The organism is Janthinobacterium sp. BJB446, assembly GCF_002735655.1.
Lineage (GTDB): Bacteria > Pseudomonadota > Gammaproteobacteria > Burkholderiales > Burkholderiaceae_D > Janthinobacterium > Janthinobacterium lividum.
Map to the genome: position 1 here is coordinate 268487 of NZ_PDZK01000001.1, position 14591 is coordinate 283077.

Below are 14591 nucleotides of genomic sequence, written 5' to 3' on the forward strand. Positions count from 1 at the left end.
GCCGCCGGGGCCGTCCCGTGCCGTCGTCAAGCCGCGCTGTCCGGGTAATCCCGGTCAGCCCGTCAGCCCGGATCAGCCCTTGTCGTCTTCCTCCTTGCCACCCTGCCGGCCAGTGTTGCCGCTGCGCGCCGCCGTGCCGCCGCGGTTTTCATTGGCGCGCTGGGCCGATTGCCGGCTTTCGCCGCCCTTGCGGCCTATTTCCGCCATGTGTACACGGTTGCGGCTGACGGCTTCGCCGCCTTTCTGCCCGGCCCGGCGTGCTTCTTCCGAGTCGAATTCATGCGCCGTGCCCTTTTGATGGGCTGCCTGGCCGCCCTTGCTGGCAATTTCGCGTTGCTGCTCCTCATTCATGGCGGCAAAGCCGCGCTTGCTCGTGCCTTTGGCGCTGCCCGATTCGCTGGCTTTCTGGCTGCTGCCAGCGCCTTTGCCCTGTTCATTACCTTGATTGTTAGCCATGTCGCTCTCCTTGCTATCGAGTGGGGTCCAGTGTTCAACTCACGTGTTTAACTCAAGTCTTCAATGCGCCTGATCGGATTGCCTGTGGCCGGCGCCATCGCGGTGGCCCGTGGCGTGCATTTTTTCGATCATTTCACGCTGGCGCTGCGTGGCTTTTTCCGTTTCCTCGGCCGTCTTGCGCACCACTTCGTCAGCGAAGGCCACGGCCGTGCGGCTCGCTTCGGGCAGGTGGTTCTCTGCCGTGCGGTTCATCTCGACATTGGCGTTGGCGACGAGGTTGCCGAGTTGCTGCTGGTACTGGCGCAGCTTGTTGCTGCCCGGCTGCAGCTGGGCAGCAGCCAGCGACATGAACTCGCCCGTGTCGCGCGCACACAGCAGTTGCTGGCTGGCGTTGCTCCATTCCTGCAGCAAGTCTTGCGCCAGCCGCAGATGCAGCTCGCTCAGTTGCTGCGCCGTATCGAACATCTTGCGCGATAGTTCCGTGGCGAAATTGCACTGGGCCTCCAGATGGGACTTCAGGGCGGGGCTGAAACTGGGGGACATACTGGTTGTGAACATGTTCTACCTCAATGAAAAGCGGATCCAGGAAACACCCGGTGTACCGGATGCGGCGTATGGTGCAACAAGCAAAGGGATAGACGCCGGATGGTGTGCCAGGTTCCACGCCAGATGCCGGTTTGGCGCGAGAATGGGGCCTCGCAGAGGGAAAAACGCGATGGTTTTGCGCCAGATCAAATGAACGTGAATCAGCTTGCCGCCGCCGGCAGCCATGCTGCTTGTGTGGAAAATGCAGGTTTACAGGCCCGGCCGTGCGACAATAGCCGGCTCGCGGCAGCGCAGCCGATGGCCGGCGCGCGTGGCTGAGCCGAGCATAGCCCACCTTTTTTGCCTTATTCCGCGACCATGACGCATCCCGAATACATCCTGACCCTGTCCTGCCTGGACCAGCGCGGCATCGTGCACCGCGTGTCCGGCTTCCTGGCCGAACGCGGCTGCAACATCCTCGATTCCGCCCAGTTCGGCGACCAGGAATCCCAGCTGTTCTTCATGCGCGTGCATTTCGCGCTGGAAGACGGCGCCGTCAGCGACGCCCAGTTGCGCAGCGACTTCGCCGACCTGTCGCAAGCCATGCAATTGAACGGCCCCTTCCATGGCCAGCTGCACGATGCGCGCGTCAAGCCGCGCGTGATGCTGATGGTGTCGAAGATCGGCCATTGCCTGAACGATTTGCTGTTCCGCTACAAGAGCGGTTTGCTGAACGTGGAAATTCCCGCCATCGTGTCGAACCACATGGAGTTCTACCAGCTGGCGGCCAGCTACAATATTCCCTTCCATCACCTGCCGCTGGCGGCCGGCGCGCCGGAAGCGGCCAAGCTGGCGCAGGAAGCGAAGATCATCGACTTGATGGACACGCACAAGATCGACCTGGTGGTGCTGGCCCGCTACATGCAGATCCTGTCGCCGGGCCTGTGCCAGGCGCTCGATGGCCGCGCCATCAATATCCACCATTCCTTCCTGCCCAGCTTCAAGGGCGCCAAGCCGTATGCGCAGGCGCATCACCGCGGCGTCAAGCTGATCGGCGCGACGGCCCACTTCGTCACGGGCGACCTGGATGAAGGCCCGATCATCGAGCAGGACGTCGAGCGCGTCGACCATGCGATGGATGCCGAGACCCTGACGGCCATCGGCCGCGACGTCGAGTGCGTGGTGCTGGCGCGCGCCGTGAAATGGTTCGTCGAGCACCGCATCCTGAAAAATGGCGACAAGACCGTGGTTTTCCGCTGATACCTTCGCCCGTACAATATTGACATCCACTTTACCGAGACAGAAACACGATGGCCCTCAAAGCAACAATTTTCAAAGCCGATCTGCAGATCGCCGACATGGACCGCAATTACTACCAGGATCACGCGCTGACCCTGGCGCGCCACCCGTCCGAGACGGACGAGCGCATGATGGTGCGCCTGCTGGCGTTCGCCATCCACGCCGACGAGGCGCTGACCTTCACCAAGGGCCTGTTCGATACGGAAGAGCCCGACCTGTGGCAGAAAGACTTGACGGGCGCCATCCAGCTGTGGATCGAAGTGGGCCAGCCAGACGAAAAGCGCATCCTGAAAGCCTGCGGCCGTTCGGAACAGGTGATCGTCTACAGCTATGGCGCAACCAGCCACATCTGGTGGAAGCAGATCGCGAATAAACTGGAACGGGCGAAGAACTTGACCGTGATCAACTTGCCATCCGAGGCGGCGCAAGACATGAGCAAGCTGGCGCAGCGCAGCATGCAGCTGCAATGCACGATCCAGGATGGCCAGATCTGGCTGACGGACAGCGTCAACACGGTCCTGATCGACCGCGAACCGGTGAAGCCGGCCCGCTGATTTTTACCGTTTGCAACGCAAAAAGCCCGGATCGCTCCGGGCTTTTGTCATTGCGGGCGCTTAGTTCGGCGCACTGCCCAGCCGCTTGATGCTGCTCGAACGCTGCATGCTGCGGCTGATGCGCGGATCGCCGTAGTAGCTCACTTCGCCCGAGCCGCCGATGCTGATGGTCAAGTCATCCTTGGCCCACACCTGCGCCTCGCCCGAGCCGCCGATGCTCACCTGCACCTCGCGTGCGGCGAGCTTGTCCGCCTGGATATTGCCCGAGCCACCGATGGAGGCCGTCAGCTGCTCCGTCTTGCCGCTGGCCTTGAAGTTGCCGCTGCCGCCGATGGCGATGGAGACCTGGCGGCTGTCGAGGTCGCGCGCGTGGATGGAGCCGGAGCCGCCCACGTCGAAGCGCAGATTCTCGGCGCGCAAGCCCGTGGCCGTGATGTTGCCCGAGCCGCCCACGCTGATGCGTTCCACCTGGCGCGCCTGGATGACGATGGTCAGGCTGCTCTGGCGGAAGTTGGCGTTGCGTTTGGCGGGCCGGATGCGCAAGGTGCCATTCTCCACCGCCGTTTCGATCAGCGGCAGGATATTGTCGTCGGCCTCGACGGTGACGCTGTCCGTGTTGCCGATACGCAATTCGACCGTGCCCGGTACGTTCAGCGCCACGGCATGGAAACTGCCCACTTCGCGCGTCTGCTTTTGCAGCTTGCCGCTGCCCTGGATGCTGTTGCCGGAAATCCAGTCGAGCGGCGACGCCAGCGCCGGCGCGGCCGGGATGGCCAGCGCGCAGGCGGCCAGCAGCAGGGTGGTCACGGCGCGGGCATGGCGGGCTTGGAAAATTGCGTGTGTCATTCTTGCTCCCTGTTTGGAATTGGACTGTGTGCATGGTATGCCAGCCGGCCAGGCTTGCGTACCGCGCTGCGACAGACTGCACCAGCAGCGGCATGGAATGCAGGAGGATGCGACAGGATGGCATGAGGTATCATGCCGGTATTGGACATACGACGACCGGCTCGCGCCGCTCACACTACTGGAATTACATGCTGATCATCACCATCAAACAGGGCAAGGAAAAGAGCTTGCTGGGCCAATCGTGGATCTATGCGTCCGCGATTGAAAAAGTCGAGGGCAAGCCGCAGGAAAAAATGAAGCCGGGCTCGACGGCCATCGTGCAAAGCTCGTCGAAGCAGTTCATCGCCCGCGCCGCCTACAATTCGAAGTCGCAGATCCGCGCGCGCATCTGGAGCTTCAAGGAAGACGAACCGGTCGACCACGCGCTGATCAAGCGCCGCGTCAAGGCCGCCATCGAGAAAAAACTGCCAGCCATCAAGAAGGCGGGCGAAAACCAGCTGCTGACCCTGATCAAGGGCGAAGACGAGGGCTTGCCCGGCCTGGTGGTGCAGCTGTTCGGCGGCGTGCAAGGCTACCTGATCTGCGAATTCAACGCCGGCGGCGTCGATGCATGGAAAGTGGCCATCGTGCAATCGCTGATGGCGTCCACCGGTTGCGTGAACGTGTACGAGCGCTGCGACGACCTGATGCGCAAGGGCGAAGGCTTGCCCCTGATCGACGGCGCCCTGGCCGGGGAAGAGCCGCCCGATGAAGTCATGTTGACGGACAACGGCGTGCGCTATGCGCTGGATTTGAAGACAGGGCACAAGAGCAAGTTCCGCTGAGAATTGCTGCCTGACATAAAAAAAACCGGCGCTGGCCGGTTTTTTCATGCCTGTTACTCCAAGGGCACGCTGCGGTATTTGTTGACTTCCAGGGCCGACACGGCCGGCGCATCATTGCCCCACGACGCGCGCAGATAGGTCACCACGGCGGCCACTTCCGCGTCATCCATGACGGGGCCGAACGGCGGCATGCCGTAAGGGCGCGGGTTGCCGCGGGTTCCGGGCGCGAAGCCGCCGTTGAGCACGAGCCGGATGGCGTTGACGGCCGACTCCGTCGTCAGCGCGCGGTTGCCGGCCAGCGGCGGGTAGCCGGGCGGCACGCCCTTGCCGTCGGCCTGGTGGCAGCTCGCGCATTGCGCCTCATACAGTTTCGCGCCCAGGGCCAGTTGCTGCCTGGCTTGCTCCGACGTGTCGCGCGGCGCCCGCCGTGCGGGCTGCGCGGGGCCGGGCAGGCTTTTCAGGTAGACGGCCATGGCCTGCACGTCGGCCGTGCTCATGTGCTGCAAGCTTTGCCGCACGACTTCGGCCATGGGACCGAAGACGGTGGCGCGCGGCGAGACGCCCGTTTGCAGCAATTCCACGATATGCGCCGTGTCCCAGTCGCCCAGGCCCGCTTCCGCGTCCGACGTCAGCGACGGCGCGTACCAGCCCAGCACGGGGATCAGGCCGCCCGACAGGCCGTCGTCGCTGCCGCCCAGCGTCGTGCGGCTGCTATGGCAGGCGCTGCAGTGGCCCAGACCCTGTACCAGGTAGGCGCCGCGGTTCCATTCCATGCTTTGCGTCGTGAGCGGCTGGTACACGCCCGGCTTGAAGTACAGGGCGCGCCAGGCGGCCAGCGCGATCTGCTGGTTGTAGGGGAAGCGTAGCGCGTGCGGCGCGTTCGCCTGCTTGTGCGGCGGCACGCTCTGGAAATACGCATACAAGGCATCGCTGTCCTCGCGCTTTACCTTGGTGTAGCTGGTGTACGGAAAGGCCGGATACAGCAGCCGGCCATCCTTCGACTTGCCGTTGTGGATGGCGCGCCAGAAATCGTCGGCCGTCCAGCTGCCGATGCCCGTTTCCTTGTCGGCCGTGATGTTGGGCGAGAGCACCTTGCCGAACGGCGTTTGCAAGGCGCGTCCACCCGCATACGGCACGCCGCCGCGCGTCGTGTGGCAAGCCATGCAGTCGCCCGCCTTGGCCAGGTAGGCGCCGCGCGCGACCAGCTGTTCCTGGTTCAGGGTGCTGGCGGCGGCGGGCGGGCCCGGGTCGTCGCCAGGGTATAGCACGAATTTGGCGCCGGCCGCGACGATGGCGACGATGGCGGCTGCGATCATCCATTTTTTCATGGCGCCACCTGCGCGGCGGAGCCCGGCACGCCGCCGCAATGCAGCGGCAAGGGCAGGGCGATGCTGCTGGCGGGGCGCGCGTCGGCCGATGCCACTTGCGTGCCCAGCCAGGCCGAGACGGCGCCCACGTCCGCGTCCGACAGGCGCTGCGCTACCTGCGCCATGCAGTCGGGCACATGGGCGCGGCGGATGCCGTTCTTCCAGGCGCCCAGCTGGGCGTTGATATAGTCGCGCGGCAAGCCCAGCAAGCCGGGGATGGCGGGCGCCACGCCAGCCAGCTGCTGGCCATGGCAGGCGATACAGGCGGGAATCTTTTTGCCGGCATCGCCGTGCAGCACCAATTGTTTGCCCCGCGCCAAGGCCGTCGTGCCGGCGCTGCTGGGCTGGGCCGGCGGCGGGGCCGGGTGCTGTGCCGCAAAATACTCGGCAATTTCGCGCAGGTAATCGTCCGGCAAGTGTTCGACCATATAGTTCATCAGCGGATACTGGCGCCGTCCCTCGCGAAAGTTCAGCAACTGGTTGTACAGGTAGCCGGCCGGCTTGCCGGCGATGCGGGGAAAGAAGGCGTCGTGGCGCTCCTGTTGCGCATGACAGGCCGTGCACGCCTTGATGCGCTGTTCCAGGCTGTCGTGGCTGGCGGAGATGGCGGCGGGCGCGGCCAGCGTCATGCCGGGCAGTGCGACGGCCAGGGCCAGGGTCAGCACCGGCACGAGGGGGAAATGCAGTAGCATGGAAAGTCGCATGGGAAATGGCATGGGAAATGAGCTGTCTCGTCGGTCGGGATGGCGTGCCGGTGTTGCTGCCCGGATGTTGTTACCCTAGCATATACCGGGTGCTGTCACTGTGACAGGATCAGTTGTGCAATAAAACTACGGATCAGTTTGAGGAGCAGGGTTGAAACGATATGAGGAATTGGCGGAAGAAGTCGCCGCCATGATCAGTGCGCAGTTGTTGCTGCCTGGCGATAAGTTGCCCTCCGTGCGCCAGCAGCATGCGCGCAGGGGCGTGAGCCCGTCGACGGTGTTCCAGGCCTACTATTTGCTCGAAGCGCGCGGCATGATCGTCTCGCGGCCCCGCTCCGGCTACTACGTGGCGCCGCAGCGCGCTGCGCTGGCGCCCGAGCCGGACAGTTCCCATCCGCTCGACGCCAGCACCACCGTCGATGTCAGCGACCTCGTGTTCGAGGTGCTGGGCGCCGTGGGCGCGCGCGATATCGTGCCCTTCGGTTCGGCTTTTCCCAGCCCGCATCTGTTTCCGATGGAGCGGCTGGCACGGGCCGTGTCGGCCAGCATGCGCCGCCTCGACCCGTGGAGCACCGTCACGGATTTGTCGCAGGGCAATGCGGAGCTGCGCCGCCAGATCGCCCTGCGCTACCAGCTCGACGGCGTGCTCGTGTCCAGCGACGACATCGTCATCACGAATGGCGCGCTGGAAGCGCTGAATCTGTGCCTGCAAGCCGTCACGCGGCCCGGCGACACGGTGCTGATCGAGTCGCCCAGCTTCTATGCGTGCCTGCAGGCGCTGGAACGGCTGGAACTGAAGGCGGTGGAAATTGCCACCAGCCCGCGCGACGGCGTCGACCTGGCGGCGCTGGAAGAGTTGCTGCAGCGCCACCGGCCCAAGGCATGCTGGCTGATGACGAATTTCCAGAATCCCCTGGGCAGCCTGATGCCGCCGGAAAAGAAGCGCGCGCTGGTCGAACTGCTGGCGCGCCATGGCGTGCCGCTGATCGAGGATGACGTGTATGGCGAGCTGTACTTTGGCAAGCAGCGTCCAGGCCTGACGAAAAGCCATGACGGCGCGGGTCTGGTGATGCATTGCAGCTCGTTTTCCAAGACCCTGGCGCCCGGTTTCCGGCTGGGCTGGGCCGTGGCGGGCCGCTACGCGCGCCAAGTCGAGCGCTTGAAACTGACCACCAGCCTGTCGGCGCCGATACCGCTGCAGATGGCGCTGGCCGACTACCTGGCGCAGGGCGGCTACGACCGCCATTTGCGCCAGCTGCGGCTGACCCTTGCGGCGCAGCAAAGTACCATGTTGCAAGCCATTGCCGTGCATTTTCCGCCCGGCACGCGGGTCACGCGGCCGCAGGGCGGCTATTTCGTCTGGGTGGAAATGCCTGCCGGTATCGATGCGCTGGCCCTGCACCGCAGCGCGCTGGCGGCCGGCATCAGCATCGCGCCCGGCCCCATTTTTTCCGCCACGCGCGCGTTTCGCCACTGTATCCGCCTCAATTACGGCCACCCCTGGAGCCCGCAACTGGAAGAGGCCATCGCCACCCTGGGGAGGCTGGCGCTGGCGGCGGCGTAGCGTAGAACAAAAAAAAGTCCCTGGCGACAGCAAGTGTTTCATTCCAAAAAGAAATATTGCTGTTATATTGGTGTATCTATAACTAATGATGGGAATGATAATGGATAACACGCAGCCGGAAGTGGGTCGTACGCAAGATACGACGATCGCCATTCTGTCCCATGTTGGCGGCCTGTTCACCAGCTGGGTGGCGCCGCTGATCATTTATTTGATCAAGAAGGACGATGCGGATAAATTCTCGGCCGAGAACGCCCGCGAAGCACTGAATTTCCAGATCACCCTGATCATCTGGTATTTCGCCTGCTTCATCCTGTCGTTCGTGCTGATCGGCCTGTTCCTGTTCTGGATCGTGGCGCTGGCCAACCTGGTGTGCTCGATCGTCGCGGCCGTGAAGGCCAGCAACGGAGTCACTTACCGTTATCCCCTGACCTTGCGGCTCGTCAAATAAAACTGCGTCGGCCGCCGGGTTTCAGCCCGGGCGGCCGGGCAGTATCAGGAATGCGGCAAAGCCGGGCGCCACCGCGGTGGCGGCGCCTGTTTCGTGCGACCACAGCACGACCACCGGTTCACCGGTCGGCCCCGTTTGTGCATAGTCAAAACAATAGTAATCGCCCGTGCCGAACTGGGCGAAGGGCAGCAGGCTACTGGCGTCGTTGCCGCTGTCGCCCATACTCTCCAGCCATTCCTGCCAGCTTTCGCGGTAGTGGCGCGTGATCGATTCCCACGTCTTGCGCGCATGGTCCGCGTCGTAGACGGGAAATACAGTCAAGGCGCCCAGCGCGCGGCCATTGTTCTCCAATAACCATTGCATATGGGACGCGGGCAGCTTGCGCCCCAGCGCTTGTTCGGCGGCGGCGATCGCGTCAAGCGTGGTGCCGATGGACTTGCTCTTGTTCATGCTGCGGAAGGCGCGCCTGCTCAGGCGGCGATGGGTGGCGGGGCCGGTGGCGTGCTGGCGCGCGGGGCTTTTTGCGGCGCGACTTTGCCGCCGTCGGCGATCCAGCGGCGATACACGCGCAGGGCCACTTGCGCATCGTCGGCCGCGTACAGGATCTGCTTTTCCGTCAGGCGCGACGTGGCCCAGTTGGTGGTGGAGATCTTTTTCGATTTCTGCAGGTGCAGGCCGAAGAACTTGGCCACGGCCGTCTTCGCGCCCAGGTCGTTGCGCTGGCCGCCGCGCAGGGCGACGGACAGGTCGAGCACCTGGGCCGGGGCGATGCCCAGCTTGTTGCGCAGGCGCTTGACGTCGTCGGACAGGCCAAAACCCACTTTCAGGGTGGTGGTCGATTCGAGGATGGCTTTCAGTTCGGCCAGGGCCGGCGCCGGCGTGCTGCCCACCTGGAACAGGTAGGCGATGTCGTCGGTGGCCAGCTGGATCAGATGGGGGCCCGTGGAGGACTCGCCCTTCACAAAAGTCGGCTTCGACTCCGTATCGAAGCCGATGGCGTCCGCTGCCAGCAGGGCGGCCATGGCCGCTTTTGCATCATCGCTGGTGCGTACCAGCTTGACGTGGTCGAGGGCAATGCCTTGATAGGGGGGCAGTGGCGGTGCGGCAGCTGTGTCCATGAAACCGGATCAGCCTTTACGCGAGAATTTCGCGGTCAGCTGATTCAGTTTTTCCAGGCGCAAACGGCTCGCTTCTTCCGCGGCGGCCGCGTCGCGCTCGGCTTTCTTGCGCTCGGCTTCCTTCTTGAAGCGTTGCTGCAATACTTGCGTGGCGTGGTCGCGGTGGGTTTGCGTCACTTCCGCGCCGGCGGTGCCGTCGAGGTCGTAGCGTACCTTGGCTTTTTCCATCACGCGCAGGTAGCGCAGCGAACCCGTGTGGATGCCCAGCGCCGTGCGCATCAGCTTGCGGTCCAGGTCCGGCAGGCGCGCCAGGATCTGCTTGTCGATACCGATCGACAAGGGCAGGCAATCGCGGAATGGCGGGAATTGCTCCTGAAACTGCTTCAGCAGCGCGCGCGCGGTCAGGCCGGCAGGTGCCGGCGTGGTCGCTGCGGCCGGTGCCGCCGCTGGGGCTGCATCGACTGGCGTGTCAGGAGTGGTGGCTTGCTGGTCTGGCGTGGAGCTGGTCATCGACATCATTGGTTGGGCTATAAAAGGGGAGCATAGCACGCGCCACAGGCAAGTGCATTGTCTTTTTTGGCAACTTGCGCTGCGATCTGCCTGCGCGTGGCTGGCCGTGCCAAGCGCGAAATGCGGGAAATGTGTATAATGTCGGCTTGCGCTGATGACTGGACCCCGTATTTGGCGGTCTGGCTCAGGTGTGCAGGGGATAGGAGCAGTGCGGTGCAGGGCCACGATTATTGATATTTTTGATATCAGATATTTTGTTTATCAATTATCCAGATAACTGGCCTTCGTGCATAATCTTGCTCTCCGCTGTGTCTTCACTGAACAACAATAGATTCAAGCCCGTTCTGGTACGGGCTTTTTTTCATTCCGCAATGTACATCGCTTATTTATCTGACCCGGCTTCGGCCCCGCCGCTCCCCATGACGGATGCGCGGGCTTTGAACGTCCCGATAGACAGGCGCCGCTGCCGTTAACACGGCAGCCGCAACAATACGCTCCATCGAGTCCGGTTTCGCAGGCTTAGGTGGAATCATTCACTTCGCGCCGACACCATCTGGTCTCGCATTAAGAGATATCTCATGAAGAATACGCCAAAAACTTTAACGTTGTCCGCCAAGGCGCCACGCCCAGCTGCGGCGCCACTTGCCGTACCCAAAACGACTTTATCTTACTTCATCGATAATGCGCAAGCGAATCCGGAAGCCACCGTCACGACGGCGCCGACCGTCGTCACCGTGGTGAAGAAAAGCCGCTCGCGCCTGGCTGCCGTGCCACCGGCCGAGTCGGCTGCGGAAGCGGCCGTCAGCGCACCGGCCGCCGAAGCTGTTGCCGACGTGGCCGAGGCCGCCGAAGCCGCACCGGCGAAAACCCCAAGCGTGAAGATCGCTCCCGGCGCCAAGGCCCCGGCCGCGCCGCGCAAGGTCAGCGAAAGCGCCGCCACGAACAAGGTGGTGACGGCAGCCCGTTCGAAAGTCGTGCGCGCCAAGCCTGAAGCGGCGCCCGTGACCATCATCACCGGCGCGCAAGTGGTCAGCAAGACCACGGACGCCGATGCCCTGGCCGCCATCGATACCTCGAATTACTTCCTGCCCACCGTCAAGGTGCCGGGCCGCCGTGGCCGCAAGCCGAGCGAATTCACGCCGGAAAACGATGAAGTGGCAGCGCTGAACGCCGTCGAACGCGCCGAACTGAAGGCCGTGTCGAAAGCGCGCGACCGCAAGGCCAAGGGCGGCCTGGCGGACGCATTGGGCGATCCGGAAGCATCGGCAGCGGACCTGGAACGCCGCCGCAAGCAGATCACGGGCTTGATCAACATGGGCAAGGAACGCGGTTTCCTGACCTATGCCGAGATCAATGACCAATTGCCGGAAAATATCATCGATCCGGAAGCGATCGAAGGCATCATCGCCACCTTCAACGACATGGGCATCGCCGTCTACGAGCGCGCCCCTGACGCGGAAAGCCTGTTGTTGACTGACAACGTCGCCACCGTCACCAGCGACGATGAAGTGGAAGCGGCTGCCGCGACCGCCCTGTCGACCGTCGACTCCGACTTCGGCCGCACCACCGACCCCGTGCGCATGTACATGCGTGAAATGGGCGCCGTGGCGCTGCTGACGCGCGAAGGCGAGATCGAGATCGCCAAGCGCATCGAAGGCGGCCTGAAGGACATGATCCAGGCGATTTCCGCCTGCCCCACCACCATCGGCGAAATCGTTGCGCTGTCGCAAAAAATCGCGCGCGACGAAATCAAGGTCGATGAAGTGGTCGACGGCTTTGTCGATTTGAACGAAAGCAATGCCCCGGCGCCCGCCGCTGCCCCCGCGCCTGCCGCCGCCAGCGGTGACGACGAGGAAGAGGAAGAAGAAGCCGAGGAAGAAGACGGCGACGCCAATGGCGGCGCGGCCGGTTTCTCCAGCGAACAGCTGGCCCAGCTGAAAAAGAATGCGTTGGAGAAATTCAACGTCATTTCGACGCAGTACGACAAGATGCGCAAGGCGCCCGAGGGCTACAATTCGAAAGCCTACATCAAGGCGCAGGAAGCCATTTCGCAGGAATTGCTGGGCATCCGCTTCACGGCCAAGGTCGTCGAAAAGCTGTGCGACACCCTGCGCGGTCAGATGGAAGAAGTGCGCCATATCGAGCGCGCCGTGCTGGAACTGTGCGTGAACAAATGCGGCATGCCGCGCGCCCACTTCATCAAGGTGTTCCCGGGCAATGAATGCGATCTGGAATGGGTCGACCGCGAAGTCGATTGCAAGTATCCGTACAGCGCCATCCTCAGCCGCAACGTGCCTGCCGTCAAGGAACTGCAAAAGAAGATGATCGACCTGCAAGCCCGCGTGGCCTTGCCGCTGGCTGACTTGCGCAAGATCAACAAGCAGATGGCTGCCGGCGAAAAGCGCGCGCGTCATGCGAAACGCGAAATGACGGTGGCCAACTTGCGCCTCGTGATCTCGATCGCCAAGAAATACATCAACCGCGGCTTGCAATTCCTCGACCTGATCCAGGAAGGCAACATCGGCTTGCTGAAGGCCGTCGACAAGTTCGAATACCGCCGCGGCTACAAGTTCTCGACCTACGCCACCTGGTGGATCCGCCAGGCCATCACGCGTTCGATCGCCGACATGGCCCGCACCATCCGCGTGCCGGTGCACATGATCGAAACGATCAACAAGATGAACCGCATCTCGCGCCAGATCATGCAGGAAACGGGCAGCGAGCCGGACCTGGCGACCCTGGCCGTCAAGATGGAAATGCCGGAAAACAAGGTGCGCGAGATCATGAAGATCGCGAAAGAGCCGATTTCCATGGAAACGCCGATGGGCGAAGATGGCGATTCGCAACTGGGCGACTTCATCGAAGACAACACGACCCTGGCGCCGCTGGACGCCGCGCTGCACGCGTCGATGCGCAACGTGATCAAGGAAGTGCTGGATTCCCTGACGCCGCGCGAAGCGAAAGTGCTGCGTATGCGTTACGGCGTGGAAATGTCGAACGACCACACGCTGGAAGAAGTGGGCAAGCAGTTCGACGTGACGCGCGAGCGTATCCGCCAGATCGAAGCGAAAGCCATGAGCAAGCTGCGCCAGCCTTCGCGTTCGGACAAGCTGAAAACCTTCTTGACTCAAAATTAAGTAGTCAGCAGGCAATAAAAAAGGAGGCGTGAGCCTCCTTTTTTTACGCCCGTGCCGCGCGCGGCCTTACAGGAAATGCATGCGCTGGCCCGACACGCCGGCGCGGCGATGGCGCCGCAGCTGGTACAGCGCCACGCCGCTGGCGCCGAGGATGAAGGTGATGAACAGCCAGTCCAGCGGGGTGCGGCGCGGTGGCGGCGGTGGCGACGCTTGCGACGGCACGGCGAAGGCCTGGAATTTATGCCCCGTGTAGATGGCGCCGACCACCAGGCCCGCATCCGTGATCTTGTTGGTCAGGTACAGGCCATCGTCGCGCCGGCGCACCGTCATCACGCCTTCCTTGTAGACAAAGGTCATCGGTTCGAAGCCGTTGATGCTGACGCTGCCGACCACGTGTCCGGCCGCGTTGACGGCCGTGGCGTAGCTGTCGCCCTGGCCGATCAGGGCGCCCAGGTCGAGCATGCGCTTGCCGTCCCAGGCAAAGGCATGCCAGCGGCGCTTCTCCGTTTCCGAAGCGCCCACGACCAGGCCCGCGTCATTGATGGCGGTGGCCGAGCTGATGCGTCCGCCGGGCAGGGTGCCGATTTCCTGCATGCCCGCGCCGGGGCGGTAGACGAAGGCGCGGCGGAAGCCGTCGCCGCGCTGGGCCGTGCCCACCACCACGCCATGGCTGTTCAGGCCGCTGGCATAGCTGCTGGCGCCGCCCAGGGTGCCCAGGTCTTGCAGGCTGTGGTCGGCTTTCGTGACAAAGGCGTGGAAATCGCCGCCGCTGGTATCGGCATAGCCGGCCACCTGGCCGCCGCGCGCGATGGCCGTGGCATAGCTGCTGGTGCCGCCCAGGGTGCCCAGGTCGCGCATGCCGCCCGCTGCGTCGTAGTGAAAGGCGTGCCAGGCGCCGCTGGCCGTCTGCGCCGAACCGACCACCACGCCATGGATATTGATGGCCTTGGTGAAACCTTCATCACCGCCCAGGGTGCCCAGCTCGCGGATGCGGCCATGCTGATACGTCACGGCGCGGCGCCGTCCTTCTTGCTCCATGATGATGCCGGCCACGAGGCCCGCCGGATTCAGGTCGGACGCAATGCTGCCGTTGCCATCCCTTTCACCAAAGCCGCGTTCGGCATAGAGAGTGGCGCTGGCGGTGGGGACGGCGGCCAGCAGGCACAGGCCGAGCAGTGGGGCGTGGAAGCGGGAGAACCGTGGCGGCATGATAGTTTCCTCAAAGAAAAAACTTACTAT

15 protein-coding genes are annotated in these 14591 nt (G+C 63.5%); 6 read left to right on the forward strand and 9 right to left on the reverse strand.

Annotation, left to right across the window (positions count from 1 at the left end; genetic code table 11):
* Window positions 1-72: 72 nt before the first annotated feature.
* The gene (locus CSQ92_RS01265; protein WP_099393018.1) at window positions 73-456 is read right to left on the reverse strand and encodes a KGG domain-containing protein; all 384 of its coding nucleotides are present in this window, start codon (window positions 454-456) and stop codon (window positions 73-75) included.
* A gap of 60 nt (window positions 457-516) precedes the next feature.
* Entirely contained in the window at window positions 517-1014 is a 498-nt protein-coding gene (locus CSQ92_RS01270) for a phasin family protein (protein ID WP_034786197.1), read from the reverse strand.
* Window positions 1015-1359: 345 nt separating this feature from the next.
* On the opposite strand from CSQ92_RS01270, the gene purU reads away from it, so the two are divergent.
* Together purU and CSQ92_RS01280 are read left to right on the forward strand one after the other, a co-directional pair.
* On the forward strand, window positions 1360-2241 hold the full coding sequence (gene purU / locus CSQ92_RS01275; RefSeq protein WP_034786194.1) for a formyltetrahydrofolate deformylase: 882 nt from the start codon (window positions 1360-1362) through the stop codon (window positions 2239-2241).
* Between the two features lie 50 nt (window positions 2242-2291).
* Complete coding sequence (locus CSQ92_RS01280) at window positions 2292-2834, forward strand: YaeQ family protein (RefSeq protein ID WP_034786185.1); 543 nt, start codon at window positions 2292-2294, stop codon at window positions 2832-2834.
* Between the two features lie 60 nt (window positions 2835-2894).
* Here the strand turns inward: CSQ92_RS01280 and CSQ92_RS01285 are convergent, their stop codons facing one another.
* Complete coding sequence (locus CSQ92_RS01285) at window positions 2895-3680, reverse strand: head GIN domain-containing protein (RefSeq protein ID WP_099393019.1); 786 nt, start codon at window positions 3678-3680, stop codon at window positions 2895-2897.
* Window positions 3681-3868: 188 nt separating this feature from the next.
* On the opposite strand from CSQ92_RS01285, the gene CSQ92_RS01290 reads away from it, so the two are divergent.
* A complete protein-coding gene (locus CSQ92_RS01290) occupies window positions 3869-4504 on the forward strand; it encodes an SAM-dependent methyltransferase (RefSeq protein WP_070224987.1) in 636 nt (211 codons plus the stop codon).
* Between the two features lie 53 nt (window positions 4505-4557).
* Here CSQ92_RS01290 and CSQ92_RS01295 read toward each other — a convergent pair whose 3' ends face one another.
* Window positions 4558-5832, reverse strand: a complete 1275-nt coding sequence (locus CSQ92_RS01295; RefSeq protein ID WP_099393020.1) for a cytochrome c — start codon at window positions 5830-5832, stop codon at window positions 4558-4560.
* The gene (locus CSQ92_RS01300; RefSeq protein WP_257219095.1) at window positions 5829-6563 is read right to left on the reverse strand and encodes a c-type cytochrome; all 735 of its coding nucleotides are present in this window, start codon (window positions 6561-6563) and stop codon (window positions 5829-5831) included. The genes CSQ92_RS01295 and CSQ92_RS01300 overlap by 4 nt, the downstream gene beginning before the upstream one ends.
* 163 nt (window positions 6564-6726) lie before the next feature.
* On the opposite strand from CSQ92_RS01300, the gene CSQ92_RS01305 reads away from it, so the two are divergent.
* Both CSQ92_RS01305 and CSQ92_RS01310 read left to right on the forward strand, forming a co-directional pair.
* Window positions 6727-8139, forward strand: coding sequence for an aminotransferase-like domain-containing protein (locus CSQ92_RS01305; RefSeq protein ID WP_099393022.1), 1413 nt, complete (start codon window positions 6727-6729; stop codon window positions 8137-8139).
* A gap of 100 nt (window positions 8140-8239) precedes the next feature.
* Complete coding sequence (locus CSQ92_RS01310; RefSeq protein WP_034786172.1) at window positions 8240-8587, forward strand: DUF4870 domain-containing protein; 348 nt, start codon at window positions 8240-8242, stop codon at window positions 8585-8587.
* A 21-nt stretch (window positions 8588-8608) separates the two neighbouring features.
* Here CSQ92_RS01310 and CSQ92_RS01315 read toward each other — a convergent pair whose 3' ends face one another.
* From CSQ92_RS01315 to CSQ92_RS01325, 3 genes are read right to left on the reverse strand one after another with little or no spacing between them, the layout of a single operon-like run.
* Window positions 8609-9037, reverse strand: a complete 429-nt coding sequence (locus tag CSQ92_RS01315; protein ID WP_099393023.1) for an SMI1/KNR4 family protein — start codon at window positions 9035-9037, stop codon at window positions 8609-8611.
* Window positions 9038-9057: 20 nt separating this feature from the next.
* Entirely contained in the window at window positions 9058-9705 is a 648-nt protein-coding gene (locus tag CSQ92_RS01320; RefSeq protein ID WP_070254960.1) for a 3'-5' exonuclease, read from the reverse strand.
* 9 nt (window positions 9706-9714) lie between these two features.
* Complete coding sequence (locus CSQ92_RS01325; protein ID WP_034786166.1) at window positions 9715-10224, reverse strand: ProQ/FINO family protein; 510 nt, start codon at window positions 10222-10224, stop codon at window positions 9715-9717.
* A 569-nt stretch (window positions 10225-10793) separates the two neighbouring features.
* Between CSQ92_RS01325 and rpoD the strand changes: the two genes are divergently transcribed.
* A complete protein-coding gene (rpoD, locus tag CSQ92_RS01330) occupies window positions 10794-13352 on the forward strand; it encodes an RNA polymerase sigma factor RpoD (protein WP_070254958.1) in 2559 nt (852 codons plus the stop codon).
* Between the two features lie 66 nt (window positions 13353-13418).
* Here rpoD and CSQ92_RS01335 read toward each other — a convergent pair whose 3' ends face one another.
* Entirely contained in the window at window positions 13419-14561 is a 1143-nt protein-coding gene (locus CSQ92_RS01335; protein WP_099393024.1) for an HAF repeat-containing protein, read from the reverse strand.
* Window positions 14562-14591 lie beyond the last annotated feature (30 nt).